Source organism: Streptomyces sp. 2A115, from assembly GCF_052245575.1.
In the GTDB taxonomy this organism is placed as follows: domain Bacteria; phylum Actinomycetota; class Actinomycetes; order Streptomycetales; family Streptomycetaceae; genus Streptomyces.
Genome location: NZ_JBQQCG010000001.1, coordinates 170951 through 188187 on the forward strand (window position 1 = coordinate 170951; position 17237 = coordinate 188187).

At 71.3% G+C, this 17237-nt stretch carries 12 protein-coding genes; 9 read left to right on the forward strand and 3 right to left on the reverse strand.

The features are described from left to right. Positions 1–82: 82 nt before the first annotated feature. Together ACTWQR_RS00775 and ACTWQR_RS00780 are read left to right on the forward strand one after the other, a co-directional pair. Complete coding sequence (locus tag ACTWQR_RS00775) at positions 83–2944, forward strand: ATP-binding protein (protein ID WP_443224858.1); 2862 nt, start codon at positions 83–85, stop codon at positions 2942–2944. Positions 2945–3051: 107 nt separating this feature from the next. Next, entirely contained in the window at positions 3052–4137 is a 1086-nt protein-coding gene (locus ACTWQR_RS00780) for a hypothetical protein (RefSeq protein ID WP_443224859.1), read from the forward strand. A 72-nt stretch (positions 4138–4209) separates the two neighbouring features. On the opposite strand, the gene ACTWQR_RS00785 is transcribed toward ACTWQR_RS00780, so the two are convergent. Together ACTWQR_RS00785 and ACTWQR_RS00790 are read right to left on the reverse strand one after the other, a co-directional pair. Beyond that, positions 4210–5136, reverse strand: coding sequence for an ankyrin repeat domain-containing protein (locus tag ACTWQR_RS00785; RefSeq protein ID WP_443224860.1), 927 nt, complete (start codon positions 5134–5136; stop codon positions 4210–4212). A 108-nt stretch (positions 5137–5244) separates the two neighbouring features. Then, complete coding sequence (locus ACTWQR_RS00790; RefSeq protein WP_443224861.1) at positions 5245–6147, reverse strand: hypothetical protein; 903 nt, start codon at positions 6145–6147, stop codon at positions 5245–5247. 249 nt (positions 6148–6396) lie between these two features. On the opposite strand from ACTWQR_RS00790, the gene ACTWQR_RS00795 reads away from it, so the two are divergent. Then, positions 6397–7134, forward strand: coding sequence for a S1 family peptidase (locus ACTWQR_RS00795; RefSeq protein WP_443225001.1), 738 nt, complete (start codon positions 6397–6399; stop codon positions 7132–7134). Positions 7135–7405: 271 nt separating this feature from the next. On the opposite strand, the gene ACTWQR_RS00800 is transcribed toward ACTWQR_RS00795, so the two are convergent. Beyond that, complete coding sequence (locus ACTWQR_RS00800; protein ID WP_443224862.1) at positions 7406–9190, reverse strand: glycoside hydrolase family 35 protein; 1785 nt, start codon at positions 9188–9190, stop codon at positions 7406–7408. A gap of 142 nt (positions 9191–9332) precedes the next feature. On the opposite strand from ACTWQR_RS00800, the gene ACTWQR_RS00805 reads away from it, so the two are divergent. The 6 genes from ACTWQR_RS00805 to ACTWQR_RS00830 all read left to right on the forward strand — a co-directional run bounded on the left by ACTWQR_RS00805 (position 9333) and on the right by ACTWQR_RS00830 (position 17236). After that, entirely contained in the window at positions 9333–10223 is an 891-nt protein-coding gene (locus ACTWQR_RS00805) for a helix-turn-helix domain-containing protein (protein ID WP_443224863.1), read from the forward strand. Between the two features lie 11 nt (positions 10224–10234). Then, complete coding sequence (locus ACTWQR_RS00810; protein ID WP_443224864.1) at positions 10235–10573, forward strand: chorismate mutase; 339 nt, start codon at positions 10235–10237, stop codon at positions 10571–10573. A 184-nt stretch (positions 10574–10757) separates the two neighbouring features. Next, entirely contained in the window at positions 10758–11264 is a 507-nt protein-coding gene (locus ACTWQR_RS00815; protein ID WP_443224865.1) for a response regulator, read from the forward strand. Between the two features lie 151 nt (positions 11265–11415). Continuing rightward, positions 11416–13959, forward strand: a complete 2544-nt coding sequence (gene pepN, locus ACTWQR_RS00820) for an aminopeptidase N (protein WP_443224866.1) — start codon at positions 11416–11418, stop codon at positions 13957–13959. 422 nt (positions 13960–14381) lie between these two features. Further along, the gene (locus ACTWQR_RS00825; RefSeq protein WP_443224867.1) at positions 14382–15779 is read left to right on the forward strand and encodes a pyridoxal phosphate-dependent decarboxylase family protein; all 1398 of its coding nucleotides are present in this window, start codon (positions 14382–14384) and stop codon (positions 15777–15779) included. Then, the gene (locus ACTWQR_RS00830; RefSeq protein WP_443224868.1) at positions 15776–17236 is read left to right on the forward strand and encodes a lysine N(6)-hydroxylase/L-ornithine N(5)-oxygenase family protein; all 1461 of its coding nucleotides are present in this window, start codon (positions 15776–15778) and stop codon (positions 17234–17236) included. The genes ACTWQR_RS00825 and ACTWQR_RS00830 overlap by 4 nt, the downstream gene beginning before the upstream one ends. The last annotated feature ends 1 nt before the right edge of the window (position 17237 follow it).

The window sequence follows — 17237 nt, forward strand, 5'->3', positions numbered from 1 at the left end:
AGGAGCCGGAACGCTGGACCCCGCAGCCCTCGCTCGTCAGGATGCCCAGCAGGGCAGGCCGACCGGGCGGGGGTGGGCTCAGATGGAGTTCGTCGGAGAGTTCGTCGGACGAGAGGACAGCCTCGCGCTCCTCACGGCGGCGCGTGAGCGCGCCCGCGCCGGACACCCTCAGCGTGTGCTCGTCGAGGGCCCGGCAGGCATCGGCAAGACGGCCCTCGTCCGCCGCTTCCTCCGCGACGACCAGCACGTCCTGTACGGAGCGGGAGAGGAAGCCGAGTCGCAGCTGGCGTTCGGGGCGCTGGAGCAGTTGCTCGGCGCACGGCGCGGCGGCAGATGGGCCGACGCGCACGCCGCCGGAGCGGAACTGCTGGAAGCGCTGGACGAGGCACAGGGAGCGGGCGGAACACCGGCCTGCGACGATCCCGGAGTCGGCGTTCCCGACGGCCCGGAAGCCGGCGCCTCCGACGATCCCGGGGCCCGCGCTCCCGACGGCCCGGCAGCCCCGGCCGCCGACAACCCCGTCACCCAGCTCCCCGTCACTCTCGTCCTCGACGACGCCCAATGGGCGGACCACCTCTCCCTCCAGGCCCTCGCCTTCGCGGTACGGCGACTGCGAGCCGACCGCGTGCTCGTTCTCGTCGTCGTGCGGGACGCCGACGACGCGCGCCTGACCGAGGGGCTGCGGAGGCTGTTCACCGCCGACGACGCCGTGCGGGTGCGGCTCGACGGACTCGGTCCCGCCGAACTCACTGGACTCAGCCGTGAGATGGGCGTACGAGGGCTCACCGCGCGAGCCGCCGCGCGGCTGCACGCGCACACCGCCGGCAACCCCCTCCACGTCAAGGCACTCCTGGAACAGGAAGGCGCGGGACTGCTGGACGCGCTCGAGGAGCCGGCCGTCGCTCCGCCCGCGCCCAAGTCGTTCGCGGCGCTCGTACTGGCGAGGCTCGCCACCTGTTCCCCGGCGGCCGACGCCCTGGTGTGCGCTGCGGCGGTACTCGGTTCGCACTGTGCGCCGGCCGACGCGTGGGAGGTCGCCGACGCGGACCTCCTCGACGAGGAACGCCGGAGCTCCGACATGCTCACCGCACTCGAAGAGGCCGTCCACGCGGGCCTGCTGACGGACACCCCCGGCGACCCGGTGGTCCGCTTCCCACACCCCCTCGTGCACGCCGCCGTCTACCACCAGCTCGGCCCCTCCCGCCGTGCCGCCCTGCACCTGCGCGCCGCCCGCACCGTCCGGGACGAGGCGCACCAGCTGCGGCACCGGGCACTCGCGGCCACCGGCCCGGACCCGGAACTCGCCGCCGAACTGGCCGCCCTGGGGCGTGCCTTCGCCGACGACGGGGCCTGGGCGAACGCGGCGGGACAGCTGACGGCCGCCGCACGACTGAGCGCGGACACCGCGGCGTACGAGCAGTACACCCTGGAAGCCGTCGAGTGCGCCCTGCTCGCCGGAGACATACCGGACATGGGTGAAGTCGCCCAGCGGATCGCTCGGTTCACGCCCGGCGGCTGGCGCAGCTATCTGCTGGGCCGGCTCGGCTTCTTCGACATGGAACGGGCCGAGGCGCTCCTGGCGGACGCCTGGCACCGATGCGACCCGGAGGCCGAACCCCTGCTCGGGGCACGGATCGCCGGTCAGTTCGCCGCGCTGCACGGCAGCATGGCGCACGGCCGTGAGATGGCCGAGTGGGCGGATCTCGCGCTGCGGCTCGCGCCCGACGACACGGCCACCGACCTGATCCGCTACCTGCGACTCACCGGCCTCGCGATGACCGGGCGGGCGACGACCGCGCTCGCCGCCCTCGGCCCGCTGCCGGACCCTGCCGTGGCGAGCCCCGCCGAGCTGGAGGAGCTGCTCGGCCGTGGCTCGCTGCGTGAGAAGACCGGCGATCTGACCGGCGCCATAAGGGACTTGAGAGGAGTCTTCGGCGCCTGCCACCGGCGCGCCGCGTCCTTCCGGGTGGTCGCCGCGTCGACGCTCGCCTCCGCCGAGTACCACGCGGGCCACTGGGACGACGCGAACGTCCACACCGGTCTCGCGCTGTCGCTCGCCGCCGACACCGACCAGCCGCACATCGCCCTGTACTGCCGGATGCTGGCCGCCCTGGTCCACTCCGCACGCGGTGAGTTCGCCAAGGCACAGGCCCACGCGCGTGTGGCCCGCGAGTACGGCCAGTGGGGCCATGTGAACCCGCTGCTGTGGGCCTCCCTCGCCGAGGCCCACCTCGGCCGTGCCCAAGGCCGCCCCGAGGACGTGATCGTCGCCCTGGAGCCCCTGCTCGGCCTGGGGCGGGGCGGAGACTTCGAGCAACTGGGCATTGTGGCCTGGGCGGATCTCCTCGCCGACGCCTGGAGCGCGGTCGGCGACGAGAAACGCGCGGCCGAAGCCCTGGCTCCCTACGAGGTGTTCGCCGCCCAGAGCGGACAGCACCGCGCCCTGCTCCAGGCCGCCCGCGCCCGCGGCACCCTGGAGGCCGCGCGCGGCGAGCCTGCCGCGGCCGAGCGCGCGTTCCAGTTGGGCCTCAGGCACGCCAAGCACGTCGAGGCGCCCTTCGACCGCGCCCTGCTGCACCTCGCGTACGGCGGATTCCTCCGCCGCGCGGGCCGCCGCACCCGCGCCGGCGAGCAGCTGCGCACCGCCCGCGACCTCCTCGTACGCCTCGACGCACCGCCCGATCTCGCGCGCTGCGATCGGGAGTTGGCGGCCTGCGGACTCCGGTCCGCCGAGCGGGAGCCGCGGACACGCGGCTCGGCCCTGCTCACCCCGCAGGAGCTGGCGGTCGCCCGCCTGGTCGTCTCCGGGCTCACCAACCGGCAGGTGGCGCGCGAGCTCGTCATCAGCGTCAAGACCGTCGAGTACCACCTCGGCCGGATCTTCCCCAAGCTCGGCGTCGACTCCCGTACCCGGCTCGCGGCCGCCCTGGCGGGCGAACCCTAGGGATCCTCCCGGGGCGCTCCCCGGGGCGCGCGGGGCCCGGGCCCCCTAGCGTCGGTGGCACCTCCTCGGAACCACCGCGGAGGCAAACCAACGGGGGAACATTCGACATGGCTGACAAGAAGCCACTGCAGAACAGGGATTCCGTCGTCACCGACATCCCGAACGCCAAGGTCAAGGCCGTGACCGAACGCGTCGTTCAGGAGTTCCAGCTGGCCGCCGACAAGGTCGCCGCCCACCACGCGGAGCCCGCCAAGTACCCGATGCCCGCGGACAAGAACGCCACCGAGTACGTCCTCGCGGAGCGTTTCGCCGCGCTGCCCGAGGGCCTCAGGAAGAAGGCCGCGGACAAGGTCACCGCCGACCTGAAGTCCGGAGCCGCCCGCACCAAGCGGCTCGGCGACCTCGCCAAGGTCGACCTGCGCTCAGCCACTCCGGTGTCCGCCCAGGTCGGCCGACTGCCCTTCCCGGACAAGCTCAGGTTCCCCAAGGACGAGCTGAGCAAGGTGCCCGCCTCGCTCCTCGGGGATACCGGCGAGTCGGTGGAGTCTGCGGGGGAGCCGATCGCCCAGGCCGCCGCGGTCGAGGCGCTGCACAAGCTCGAGCTGCGCGTCCACCGCGTCAAGGCCCTGGAAACGACCAGTGAGGTGGGCAAGGACGAGATCCATCTGGGCGGCGCCAGCATCGACGAGAGCGGTGACACGCACCAGATCTCGAAGTTCAAGGTGCGCGACTTCAACAACGGTGATGTGCAGACGTACTCGCCGGCCAAGCAGTTCACCTGGTTCAGCCTCACCGAGAACACCGTCGGCTTCCCGAAGTCGTACTTCGTCACCGTGGTGCTCGCCGAGGCCGACTGGGGCGGCTTCGCCGAATACCTCAACAAGCTGCTCGACTCGGTCAAGTCCAAGGTCATCGAGGCTGTCAAGAAGGCCGTCGGCGGTGTGCTCGGCGCGCCGGGCGGCCCGGTGGGCATCCTCATAGGCATCGCGGTGAGCGTCGCCGTGAACTACATCTTCGACTTCCTCAAGAACTGGTGGGGCGACGAGGTCTTCAAGCCCCTCACTGTCCAGACCGTGATCCCGTCGTACACCAGCCGCTGGGCGGGGCAGCCCGTCACGCCGCAGCGGACGATCACGTACGCGGGATTCGGCGGCAAGTACGAGGTCGTCTACGACTTGAGGATGTTCAACTGACCCAGCGGCCGCCGCCCGTCAGCGGGAGAGACGGGCGGCGGCGTAGGGGTTTTTTCTTCGGCCTGAACGGCACTACGGCAGCAACGCCAGCACATCCGCCCCGAACGCCCGCCGCAGCGGATCCATCCCGCCCCGCCACAGCGTCGCCAACCGGACCGTCTCGTCGTCGCCGCGCAGCGCCAGCGCGGCCGCCGCCTCGGTCCAGTCGGCGTTGCGGCGGTCGCCGCAACGGAGCGCACGGTCGGCGAGCTCGGGCGCGGGCGTGGCGATACCCAGGGAGGTCTCCAGGAGCGTGGCGATGGCCGCGTGCCCGGTCTGCTGGTCGTTGCCCGCGGCCGGGCGGCCGTCCCTCAGAAGGTCGACCTCGACGGTCACGCCGCCGTCCTCCGGAACGCGACGGGTCACGTATTCGTGGCCGGGCCCGTAGGCCCGCTCCAGGCCGGCCCGTAGCTCGGCCTCCACGTCCAGCGACAACCAGCGCCGCGCCTCGGTCAGAGCCTCGGATCGAGCCTGGGCACCGTGCGCGAGAAGGGCGCGTACGCAGCCGGGCGAGCCGCGGCGGGCGGCCGCGACCAGTGGGGGTTCGCCGGCCGGGGTCGGGCGGTCCGGGTCCGCGCCGGCCGCGAGGAGATCGGCGACCACCGGCGCGTGGCCCCGCTGCACGGCCCAGGTCAGGGCGGTGAAACCGAACGCCTCGACCAGATCGGGCTGAGCCCCGGACACCAGCAAGGTGCGCACGACCTCCGTGTGGCCGCCGCAGGCAGCCCCGCACAGCGGCGAGTCGGTGCCCTCGCTGAGGCGGTCAGGGGCGGCGCCGGCCGCCAGGAGCAGGCGTACGACACCGGGCTCGTCGTTCACCGCCGCCAGGTACAGGGCCGTCTGACCGTCCTCGTCCACCGATTCGGGGCTCGCGCCGGCGCGCAGTTGTCGTACGACCGCGTCCTCGTCGCTCTCGTACACCGCCGTGAACAGACCGGCAGCCGGGTCCCGCACGTTCATCCCTCGACCTTCGCCCCGAAGGGGCCCACGAGGCAAAGCCTTTTGCCTGTCGCGGCCACAATGTCGCGACCACAAGCCTGTCGCGACCACCTGCCTGTCGGATCCCCTTTACGTATCGCATTCCAGGACCGTGCGGCACAGGCCGCAGCGGGCCCGTACCCGGCCCCGCACCGGCACCCGGATCCGCTGGTGGCAGGTCGGGCAGGGGAACGAGACGCGCAGGGGGCCGTGGCCGTGGCCCTCGGGCGTGAAGGCGTACGGGACGCCGACGGGCGGGGCCGGGACGGAGTGGTCCTGGGCGTGGCGGCGGTCCTTCGCGTAGCGGCGGCGGCCCGCCCAGCCGGCCGCGGTCAGCGGGGGCTGCTGCTCGTCGTGGCGGGCCCGCGTCATGCCCTTCGTGTACGCCGTATAGGCCTGAGCACTGGTGAACCAGGTCGACGGGTCCTCGCCGAAGACCAGGGACCGCTTGGCCAGCACGTACCCGAATTCCTCCGGTGTCAGATAGCCGAGCTTCTGAGAGGACGCCGCGTCCTCGCGATACGCGTCGAGCAGCAGCCAGCCCGCGCCGAGATACGTCGTCGCCGTGTCCGTGAGGATCTCGTTGTCGCGCGTGCCGGGGAAGGAGAGGTCAAGACGGTGCAGGTAGACGTGCATCACCTCGTGTGCGAGCGCGGCGCCGATATCCCTGCGGTGGGAGCGGAAGCGGTCGTTCAGCTCGATGAAGTACTCGGGGCCCGCGGCCAGTTCGACGTTCGCCGCGTGCTGCATCTCGCGGAAGCTCACGATCATGCGGGCGTCGGGCAGGCGGAAGTGGTGCACCAGCTCGCGGGCCACCCGCTGGGCGCCCAGATAGAGATCGTCCGTGTCGCAGAAGGCCACGTCGACGGGCGCCACGCTGGTGTCGAAGGTGTGGATCGTGTCGTACGAGAGCCGTTTGTACAGCGCGGTGATCGCCGCCCGCACCGTGTCCAGGTGCGGGTAGCCGTGCTCGACCGGACCGCCGTTCGTCACGCCCGTACCCCCAAGAGGCCGTGAACCCGATTCCACTCTAAGGGGAGGAGAGCGGATTTTCGCGGGCCGGGTTGCCTGGTGAGGGCATGAGATCAGCCCTTGCCGCACTGCTGTCTGATCTTCATACTGCAGTGCGCCCAACCCCCCGCGAAAGGAAGTCCATTGACCAACAGAACGCTCAGTCCGTCCAAGAGACCCGGTTTCAAGAGTTCCGGTTTCAAGAGTTCCGCTTTCAGGCGAGCCGCCGCGATCGGAGCCGTCGCGCTCGCGGCCGGCAGCCTCCAGCCCCTCACCGCGCTCGCCGCACCAGTGCCGATCATCGGAGGTGCGCCCGCCGCGCAGAACGAGTTCCCGTTCATGGTCAGCCTGTCCATGGGATGCGGCGGCGCGCTCTACAAGAAGAACATCGTCCTGACCGCCGCGCACTGCGTGGAAGGCTCGGGCAACAACACCGGGATCACCGCGACCGCCGGGGTCGTCGACCTCGACGGTCCCGGTGCGATCAAGGTCAAGTCCACCAAGGTCCTCCAGGCCCCGGGCTACGACGGCGACGGCAAGGACTGGGCGCTCATCAAGCTCGCCCGGCCCATCGACAAGCCCACGCTGAAGATCGCCACGAACACCCGCTACAACAGGGGCACGTTCACCATCGCCGGGTGGGGCGACACCCAGGAGAACGCGGGCACCGGCTCGAACCAGCTCCTCAAGGCCAAGGTCCCCTTCGTCAGCGACCGCAGGTGCAAGCGGCATTACGGCAGCCGGCTCACCGCCGGGCAGGAGATCTGTGCCGGGGTTCCGCGCGGCGGGGTCGACACGTGCCAGGGGGACTCCGGTGGGCCCATGTTCCGCAAGGACGACAGCGGGGCGTGGATCCAGGTCGGGATCGTCAGCTGGGGGGACGGGTGTGCGCGGCCGTTGGTGCCGGGGGTGTACACCGAGGTGTCCACGTTCGCTTCCGCGATAGCCCGGGCGGCTGCGACGCTTTAAGGGCGCGGCCGATTGCGGGTACTTGCGGGTACTTGCGGGTACTGGGGTGGGCGTTCGTGGCTTTGGCCGCGGGCGCCTGCTGTTGTCGGGGGCGGTTTCGGGGCGGGTGGTTTGGGGTGTTTGCGGGCTGCGGGTTGATGGGGGTTGATCGCGCAGTTCCCCGCGCCCCTTATGGGGCGGATTGCCTTGGGTTGTGTGTGGGGTGCGGGTCGGTGGGGGCTGGTGGCGCAGTTCCCCGCGCCCCTTACGGGGCCCTGCGAACCCCCTTCGTCTACGGGGCGCCGCCCTCTGAACCTCCTTCCTCCAGCCCGCGCAAGCTCGGCGGAGAGGTCGGCGAAGGCTCCTGGAGCTCCAGTACCCACACCTCGTTGACGCCTTCCCGCAGCACCGGCCCGGGGACGTACAGGGACTGCTGTGGGCCGATGGACCAGTAGCGGCCCAGGTTGAAGCCGTTGAGCCAGACGAATCCCCTTGTCCAGCCCGGGAGTTCGAGGCGGGCGTCCCCGGCGCCTCGTACCGTCACGGTGCCGCGGTACAGGCCGGGGGCCCCGATCGCGGGAAGCGCACGGAACGGCACCGAGTCCACGCCGGCGTCGAGCGCGTCCAGCCGCAACCCCCGCGCCCGCACCCCGTGCAGATACTGCCGCTCGTGCAGTACGCCCCCGGTGATTCCCTTCCGCTCCCCGCTCCGCGGCCCGTAGTTGACCCGCCCCAGCGACTCCACCCACAGCTCCACGCGCGCGGGGCCGGCGACCGGCTCCTTCAGCTGCGCCTCGTCCTCGGTGAGGACTCCGGCCGGCGAGCCGTCCACGTACACCACCGCCAGATCCCGCAGCCCCCGCACTGTCAGGGGGTAGGGCTGCCGCGGCCCGGGGACGTCGACCGAGTAACGGACCAGACCGCGGTCCACGTCCAGTTCCTCGAAGGTGGGCGGCACGGGGTGCTCGGACTCGGGCCCGCCGAGTGTGTCGAGTACGGCGGACAGGGGCGCCCAGCCAGTGAGATCCACGGTCGCGGGGGAACCCAACGGCGCCGGCGTCGGCGGCGGTTCGGGCAGCGGGCCGTCCGCGTACGCGGCGAGTACCGACCGGAACCGCCAGAACTTCTCGGTGGGGCGCCCGTATTCGTCGATCGGCGCGTCGTAGTCGTACGACGTCACGTCCGGCTCCAGCGTCCCGTCGTGCAGGGCGCCGCCACCCCGGTTGGCGCCCGCCCAGCCGGCGAAGTTCGTGCCGCCGTGCGCCATGTAGAGGTTGACCGAGGCCCCGCACTCCAGGATCTCCCGCAACGCGTCCGCGGCGTCCCCGGGATCGCGTACGACGTGCTCGGCGCCCCAGTGGTCGAACCAGCCGCACCAGAACTCCATGCACATCAGCGGACCCGTCGGCCGGTGCCGACGCAGCGTCTCGAAGGCCACGCGCGCGTGCGACCCGAAATTCGCGGTGGCCAGGACGCCCTCCACGGATCCGCCGGTGAGCATGTGGTCCTCGGGGCCGTCCGAGGTGAAGAGCGGCACGGTCACGCCCTCGGCGCGCAGCAGGTCGGCCAGCCGGCGCGGATACACCCGGTCCGAGCCGTAGCTCCCGTACTCGTTCTCCACCTGCACCATGATCACCGGACCACCGCGGTCGAGCTGCCGGGGCACGATCTCGTGCAGCAGGTGACGGAACCAGCGCTCCACGTGCCGCAGGAACCCCTCGTCCCGCGTGCGCACCCGGGCGCCCAGCTCCCCGGTCAGCCAGTGCGGCAGCCCGCCGTTCTCCCACTCCGCGCAGATGTACGGGCCGGGCCGCACGAGCGCCCACAGTCCGGCCTCCCGGGCCGCGTCCAGGAACCGGCCGAGGGCCTGCACGTCCTGGAAACTGCCCGGGCGCGGCTCGTGGAGATTCCACGGAACGTACGTCTCCACACAGTTCAGCCCCATCGCCCGCAGCATCGCCAGCCGGTGCGCCCACTGCTCCTCGTGCACCCGGAAGTAGTGCAGCGCCCCCGACAGCAGCCGCACCGGCCGCCCGTCCAGCAGAAAATCGGTGTCCCCCACCGCGAACTCGCTCATGCGCACCACCCTCACCCCTGGCGGCGGTTCCGGTCCATGGACAAAGATCAGCGTTGGTTGGACGCAAGAGGTGACGCAAGACGTGACGCGAACGGTGACGCTAGGCGTGCGAGCCGGGCGGGAGGAAGCAGGAGGAAAGCGGATGTACCACACCTGGATGCGGTTCTTCACCCCCGGCCCCGCCCACCACAAGCTCGGCCTCGTCTGCCTCGGCGTCGGCCTCCAGTACGGCGCGCTGCCCACGGTCGGACCCCGCACCCTGGACCACCACGTGGCCGTCGTGGTCAGCACGGGCCGCGGCTGGTTCCGGACCGCCGACGGACGCCGCACCGCCGTGACCGCACCCGCCCTGCTCTGGCTCACCCCCGGCGTACCGCACCACTACGGGCCCGACCCCGAGACCGGCTGGGACGAGGCCTTCGTCGACTTCACCGGGACCACCACCGACACGTACACCGAACTCGGCTACATCGAACCCGGCCGGCCCGTCGTGCCCCTCTCCGACGCCGGCCCCGCCCGCGCCACCGTCGCCCGCATCGTCCGCGCAGCCCGCCGAGACAACCCCCTCCTGGAAGTCGAGACCAGCGCCGCCGTCCACGAACTCCTCGTCACCCTGCGCCGCGCCCGCGCCGACACCACCCCCGACGGACACCAGGTCCTCCAGGCCCTCGCCCGCGACGCCTGCAAGGCCCTCTCCGTCGCCGACCACGCCGCACGGCACGGCATGACCCCCGCCGAGCTGCGCACCGCCGTCCGCCGCGGCGCCGGCTGCAGCCCCAAGGACTACCTCCTCGGCATCCGCCTCGGTCACGCCAAGGAACTCCTCGCCGCCACCGACCTCCCCGTCGCCGCGGTCGCCCGACGTGTCGGATACGACGACCCGGCCTACTTCTCCCGCCTGTTCACCCGCCGCGTCGGCATGGCACCCGTCCGTTTCCGGGAGCAGCAGGGCCGTACGGTGCCAGGCGGCTGGAGCAACCAGATCCCCGATCCGGACGATCCGCCGAGGATCGAGCGCGTGCCCGCCACGTAGGGTTGGCCCCCATGACCACCAGCAGCACCGGCAACGCCAACGATGTCGACCCGGCCGTCCGCGCAGAGCTCGCCCGGCTGCGCGAGAGCATCGACAACATCGATGCCGCAGTCGTCCACATGCTCGCCGAACGCTTCAAATGCACCCAGCAGGTCGGCCACCTCAAGGCCGCCCACCAGCTGCCGCCCGCCGACCCGTCCCGCGAGGCCCACCAGATCGACCGCCTGCGCCGGCTCGCCGAGAACGCCAGACTGGACCCGGCGTTCGCCGAGAAACTCCTCAACTTCATCATCGCCGAGGTCATCCGCCACCACGAGCGCATCGCGGACGACGTCAACTCCGCACAGTGACCACGACGGCGGCATCGAGTGACTACCGGCCGGCCCGACTTCTCACACAGTTGTAAGCCCACCCTCTCGGCCTGCGCGCCGAAATGAGGGATCCTGCGCTGAGCACTCCTTGTCAGTCCATGAGTACTCCCTGTCGGTCGGCTCGGACCTTGAGCCGACTGTCCAAGCGAGGGGACTTCACTCGATGCCGCCGGATGCGAAGATCCTCATCGTCGACGACCACGAGGACACGCTGTACGCGCTGGAGAGCGCCCTGGCCCCGCTCGGCTACCGCATGACGCGGGCGACCAACGGCGACCACGCGCTGAAGGAAGTCCTGCGCGGCCAGGTCGGCCTGCTCCTCCTCGACGTACGCATGCCCGGCGTCAGCGGCCTCGACGTCGTCCGCTACATGCGGGGCGTGGAGCAGACCCAGCACATCCCCGTCATCCTGGTCACCGGCTTCGGCACGGACTCCGAACTCACCTCCACCGCCTTCCGGCTGGGCGTCGCCGACTTCGTCATGAAACCCATCGACCCCTGGATTCTGCGCACCAAGGTCCGCTTCCTGTACGACGCCCACCTGCGCTACCAGCTCCTGGAACGGGAGGTACGCGAACTACGGGCCCTCGTGAAGGACCAGGAACCCTCCGAGTACTACGACACCCGCGTGCCCACCCAGCAGCGGCGCGTCGGCCGAGACACCGGCTGAGACACCGGCCGAGACACCGCTCGGGACGCCGGCCGGGAACCGGACCGGTCCGCGTAGCGCCGCAGGACCGGGGACCGAGACCGGCGGACCAGGCCGTCCCGGTACCGCGAGACCAGGGCTCCCCTGTGCCGCGCCCCGCCCATCAGGCAGCATGTCCCCCATGCCCGTACTGACTCGCGACGAAGCGCAGACCCGTGCCAAGCTCCTCGACGTCCACCGCTACCAGATCGAACTCGGTCTGACGCGCGGCGACGAGATCTTCGACTCCCGTACCGTCATCCGCTTCACCGCCCGCGCGGACGGGGACACCTTCGTCGAACTCAAGCCCGCCGAACTGCGCTCCGTCGCCCTCGACGGGCAGCTCCTCGACCTGGACTCCCTCTCCCTGGACGAGAACCGGCTGGCGATCAAGAACCTGACCGCGGGCGAGCACGAGCTGCGCATCGACACCACCATGCGCTACTCCCGCACCGGCGAGGGCATGCACCGCTTCACCGACCCCACCGACGGCGAGACGTACGTCTACACGCAGCTGTTCATGGACGACGTACAGCGCGTCTTCGCAGCCTTCGACCAGCCCGACCTGAAGGCCGTCTTCGAGCTGACCGTCACGGCCCCCAAGGGCTGGACCGTCCTCGCCAACGGAGTCACCGAGCGGCAGGAGGACGGCAGCTGGCGAGCCGCCGCCACCCCGCTGATCTCCACCTACCTCGTCGCCGTCGCCGCCGGACCCTGGCACTCCGTACGCACCGAACACCGCGGCCTGCCCTTCGGCATCCACTGCCGCCGCTCCCTGGCCCCGTACCTGGACGCCGACGCCGACGAGATCCTCGACATCACCCGAGCCTGCTTCGACCGCTACCACGAGAAGTTCGAGGAGCCGTACCCCTTCGACTCCTACGACCAGGCGTTCGTCCCCGAGTTCAACGCCGGCGCCATGGAGAACCCCGGACTCGTCACCTTCCGCGACGAGTTCGTCTACCGCTCCGCCGTCACCGACACCGAACGCCAGACCCGCGCCATGGTCATCGCCCACGAGATGGCCCACATGTGGTTCGGCGACCTCGTCACCCTGCGCTGGTGGGACGACATCTGGCTGAACGAGTCCTTCGCCGAGTACATGGGCTACCAGACCCTCACCGAAGCCACCCGCTTCACCGACACCTGGGTCGACTTCGGGACGGTCCGCAAGGGCTGGGGCTACGACGCCGACCAGCGGCCCTCCACCCACCCCGTCGCCCCCGTCCCCGACGCCGTCCCCGACACCGCCTCCGCGATGCTCAACTTCGACGGCATCTCCTACGCCAAGGGCGCCTCCGCGCTGCGCCAACTCGTCGCCTGGCTCGGCGAAAAGGACTTCCTCGCCGGCATCAACACCCACTTCGCCCGCCACAAGTTCGGCAACGCCACCCTCGCCGACTTCATCGAATCCCTCGCCGGAGCCACCGAACGCGACGTCCACGCCTGGGCCGACTCCTGGCTGCGCACCACCGGCGTCGACACGCTCACCGCGTCCGTCTCCGCCCGGCCGGGGGAGTGGACCCTCACCGTCGACCGCGCCGGCAGCCGCCCGCACCGCGTCACCGTCGGCGTCTACGACCGCGACCTCAACGACGGCCACGCACTCGTCCTGCGCGAGCGGTACGAAACCGACATTCCATGCAACCCGCCCACCGACCCGCGCCCCGGCCCACGCCCCGCCCTGATCGTCCCCAACGACCTCGACCTCACCTACGCCAAGATCCGCCTCGACGACGTCTCCGAGGAAACCGCCGTACGCGGCATCTCCAGCGTCCCAGACGCCCTCACCCGCGCCGTCCTGTGGAACACCCTGCGCGACATGGTCCGCGACGGCGACCTCGAGCCCGCCGCCTACCTGGAAGCCGCCCGCACCCACCTCCCCGAGGAAACAGACCTTGCCGTCGTCCAGGGCGTCCTCGCCTTCGCCGCCACCCAGGTCGCCGACCGCTTCCTGCCCGCCCACGACCGGCCCGCCGCCCTCGCCACCCTCACCTCCCTGTGCCGCGACCTGATCCGCCGTACCGAGGACGGCTCCCACCCCGGCCTGCGCCTCATCGCCGTACGCCACCTCATCGACGTCGCCGCCCAGCCCGACACCATCAGCGCCTGGTTCTCCGAGGGCACCGTCCCCGGCGGCCCCGAACTCGACCCCGAACTGCGCTGGCGCATCCTCGGCCGCCTCGCCGTCCTCGGCGCCATCGACGACGCCGTCATCGACACCGAACTCGTCCAGGACCCCAGCGCCACCGGCCAGGAGGGCGCCGCCCGCTGCCGCGCCGCCCTCCCGGACCCAGCGGCCAAGCGCGCGGCCTGGGAGTCGATGTTCGCCACCGACGACCTCTCCAACTACCTCTTCACCGCCACCGCCCAGGGCTTCTGGCAGCCCGAACAGATCGATCTCGTACGGAACTTCGTCCCCCGCTACTACGAGGACGCCGTCGCCGTCGCCGCCCGACGCGGCCCCGCCATCGCCGAGGCCGTCGGCCGCTGGGCGTTCCCCGTCTACGCCGTCTCCACCGAGACCCTCCGCCTCGGCGAACAGTGCCTGCGTGACGCCGCCCCGATCCCCGCCCTGCGCCGCAAACTGGCCGACCAACTCGACGACCTGGCAAGGACGTTGCGCGTACGCGAGGCACTGGCGGCACAGGAGATGCCGGAGGCGGAGGAGGCGTAGCAGGTATCAGAGATGAGGGAGGTGCCCGAGGTGCGGAAGGTGCCGGAGGTGCGGAAGGCGTAGGTCCGCGACCACGTCCCGCACTTCACACCCTGAACCGGGGCGCCCCATAAGGGGCGGGGCGGCCACATCATGCGGCTCCGCCGCGATGGGGATCCCCCCGCTCATGGAGGCCCCCCGCTCGAGCGAAGCCGAGAGCGGGGGAGAAGCCGAGAGCGAGGGAGCGACCAGCCCCATACAACCCGCACACCACACCGGGCCTCAGCGACCCCGCCCAACCCGCGGAGCGCCCCGCCCCGTACCCCCTTTTGGGTGCCGATCGTTGGACTCTTCGGGCGCGCCGACCGAAACGCGTACAGGCTGGAAACCCCGCTGGAAATTCCCGCTGGAAACCCCCGCCGCGCGCCCTTCGGAGGACGTCCATGAGCCCGCTCGCCTCAGGCCCCCAAGGCCCGGACACCCTGCGGCCGTTGCTCACCACCGTCCTCGACGCCCTCCGGGACGGCGCCGCGGCCCGCGGCGGACCGCTGCCCGCCGGGGGCCCCGAAGCGGTCGCCGCCCGACTGCGCGCGGCGGCGGGCGAGATCCTCCCCGAGCGGGGCGACGAAGACGCGCTACGCACCCTCGTCCACGCGTTCGCGGAGGGCGCCGCCGACCCCGCCGACCCCCTGTGCACCGCCCACCTCCACTGCCCGCCCCTCGCCGTCGCCACCGCCGCCGACCTCGCAGCCTCCGCCCTCAACCCCTCCCTGGACTCCTGGGACCAGGCACCGGCCGCATCGGAACTGGAGGCACTGGTCACGGCGGCTCTCGCCGCGCAGGTATACGCCACAGCGAGCCTGCCGAACGCCAAACGCGCCCCAACAGAGGGCGACGCGTTGGTCACCACCGGCGGCACCGAATCCAACCAACTCGCCCTCCTCCTGGCCCGGGAAACACAAGGCCGCACCCAACTCGTCTGCGCGGCCGACGCCCACCACTCCCTCCGCCGCGCCACCTGGCTGCTCGGCCTCCCCGAACCCGTCACCGTGCCCGCCCCCACAGGCACCATGGACCCCGCCGCCCTCGACCAAGCCCTCACCCAGCTGCACAGCCCCCGCAACTCCCTCATAGTCGCCGCCACCGCCGGCACCACCGACGCCGGCCTCATCGACCCGCTCCCCGACATCGCCGACCTCTGCGAAACCCACGGCGCCCGCCTGCACGTCGACGCCGCCTACGGCGGAGGCCTCCTCTTCAGCGACCGCCACCGCCCCAAGCTCGACGGCATCACCCGCGCCCACACCGTCACCCTCGACCTGCACAAACTCGGCTGGCAGCCCATCGCCGCCGGCCTCCTCGCCGTACGCGACCCGCACGACCTCGACGCCCTCGCCCACCGCGCCGACTACCTCAACGCCGACGACGACACCGAAGCAGGCCTCCCCGACCTCCTCGGCCGCTCCCTGCGCACCACCCGACGCCCCGACATCCTCAAGATCGCCGTCACCCTCAAAACCCTCGGCCGCCAAGGACTCGGCGCACTCGTCGACCAAGTCTGCGCCCGCGCCACCGAGTTCGCCGAGCTCATCCACGAGCATCCCCGCTTCGAGCTCCACGACCGGCCCACCATCAGCACCGTCCTGTTCCGGCCCGCCGACGCGACCGACGACACCGTCGCCGCCGTACGCCGCACACTCCTCACCCAAGGCCGCGCCGTCCTCGGCCGCGCCCGCCTCGACAATCGCCTCTGGCTCAAGGCCACCCTGCTCAACCCGCACACCGGACCCGGCGACCTCGCCGCGCTCCTGAAACTGGTGGAAGGACACACCGCACGATGACGCCCCCCACGTCCGCCACGCCCCCCGCACAGCCACAACACCACGAGCCCGAAGCATCCCGCGACCTCGTCGGCATCGGCATCGGCCCCTTCAACCTCTCCCTCGCCGCCCTCGCCCACCCCCTCACCGAACTCGACACCGCCTTCTACGAACAGCGCCCCGCCTTCGACTGGCACCCGGGACTACTGATCGACGGCGCCACCCTCCAAGTCCCCTTCCTCGCCGACCTGGTGACCCTCGCCGACCCCGCAAGCCCCTGGTCCTTCCTCAACCACCTCAAAGCCCGCGACCGCCTCTTCCCCTTCTACTTCGCCGAGCGCTTCCACCTCCACCGCGCCGAATACACCGACTACTGCCGCTGGGTCAGCGAAAACCTCCCCGGCCTCCACTTCGGCCACCAGGTCGACGCCGTCCGCTGGAACCCCGAACGCGACCTGTTCGAAGTCGACTTCACCCAACTCGACACCGACGGCGAAGCCGAAGCCCTCGGCCGCACCTACACCAAGAACATCGCCCTCGGCATCGGCACCGCCCCCTACGTCCCCGAACCGCTCCGCCCCCTCGTCGAAGCCCCCGGAGTGCCCGTCATCCACGCCGCGGACTACCTCGCACACCGCGAACACTTCCTCACCGCCGACCACATCACCGTCATCGGCTCAGGGCAGACCGGCGCCGAGGTCTTCCTCGACCTCCTCAAAAACCGCCCCGTGGGCCGCGAAGGAATCCACTGGCTCGCCCGCACCGAAGCCTTCGCGCCCATGGAGTACTCAAAACTCGGCCTCGAACACTTCACACCCGACTACACGCGCTACTTCCACGCCCTGCCCGAACCCGTCCGCGACCGGCTCGTCCCCGCCCAATGGCAACTCCACAAAGGCATCGACACCGACACCATCACCGCCATCCACGACGAGCTCTACCGCCGCACCCTCCACGGTGGCTGGCCCGACACCGTCCTCACCCCCGGCGTCCTCGTACGCACAGCGGGCCGAGTGGCCACCACCAAGGTCGAACTGCACCTCGAACACGTACAGCAAGCCGGCCGCTCCCGCATCACCACGGACGCCGTCGTCCTCGCCACCGGCTACCGCGAACGCCCCCTCGACCAACTCCTCGCCGGACTCGACCCCTACATGCGCCGCGACGGCTCCGAACGCCCAAGGATCGACGACCAGTACCGCCTCCTCCTCGACCCTTCCGTCACCGGAGCCGTCTACGTCCAGAACGCCGAACGCCACACCCACGGCGTCGGCGCCCCCGACCTCGGCCTCGGGGCCTGGCGCAGCGCCAGCATCCTCAACTCCCTGACGGGCAAGGACCCTTACCCGCTGCCGAGCCGAACAGCCTTCACGACCTTCGGTCTCGCACAGCAGCCCCAGATCCCGCACGCCAGGCAGCAATCACAGATGCTCACACCACTGGCCGACCAGAAAGTCTCCAGCCGGCCAGTGGTGTGAG

Coding starts and splice junctions, on each gene's coding strand:
- ACTWQR_RS00810 (WP_443224864.1), top strand. CDS start 10,235: ATGACCACCAGCAGCACCGGCAACGCCAACGATGTCGACCCGGCCGTC.
- ACTWQR_RS00775 (WP_443224858.1), top strand. CDS start 83: ATGGAGTTCGTCGGAGAGTTCGTCGGACGAGAGGACAGCCTCGCGCTC.
- ACTWQR_RS00825 (WP_443224867.1), top strand. CDS start 14,382: ATGAGCCCGCTCGCCTCAGGCCCCCAAGGCCCGGACACCCTGCGGCCG.
- ACTWQR_RS00780 (WP_443224859.1), top strand. CDS start 3,052: ATGGCTGACAAGAAGCCACTGCAGAACAGGGATTCCGTCGTCACCGAC.
- ACTWQR_RS00805 (WP_443224863.1), top strand. CDS start 9,333: ATGTACCACACCTGGATGCGGTTCTTCACCCCCGGCCCCGCCCACCAC.
- ACTWQR_RS00800 (WP_443224862.1), bottom strand. CDS start 9,190: ATGAGCGAGTTCGCGGTGGGGGACACCGATTTTCTGCTGGACGGGCGG.
- ACTWQR_RS00815 (WP_443224865.1), top strand. CDS start 10,758: ATGCCGCCGGATGCGAAGATCCTCATCGTCGACGACCACGAGGACACG.
- ACTWQR_RS00785 (WP_443224860.1), bottom strand. CDS start 5,136: ATGAACGTGCGGGACCCGGCTGCCGGTCTGTTCACGGCGGTGTACGAG.
- ACTWQR_RS00830 (WP_443224868.1), top strand. CDS start 15,776: ATGACGCCCCCCACGTCCGCCACGCCCCCCGCACAGCCACAACACCAC.
- pepN (WP_443224866.1), top strand. CDS start 11,416: ATGTCCCCCATGCCCGTACTGACTCGCGACGAAGCGCAGACCCGTGCC.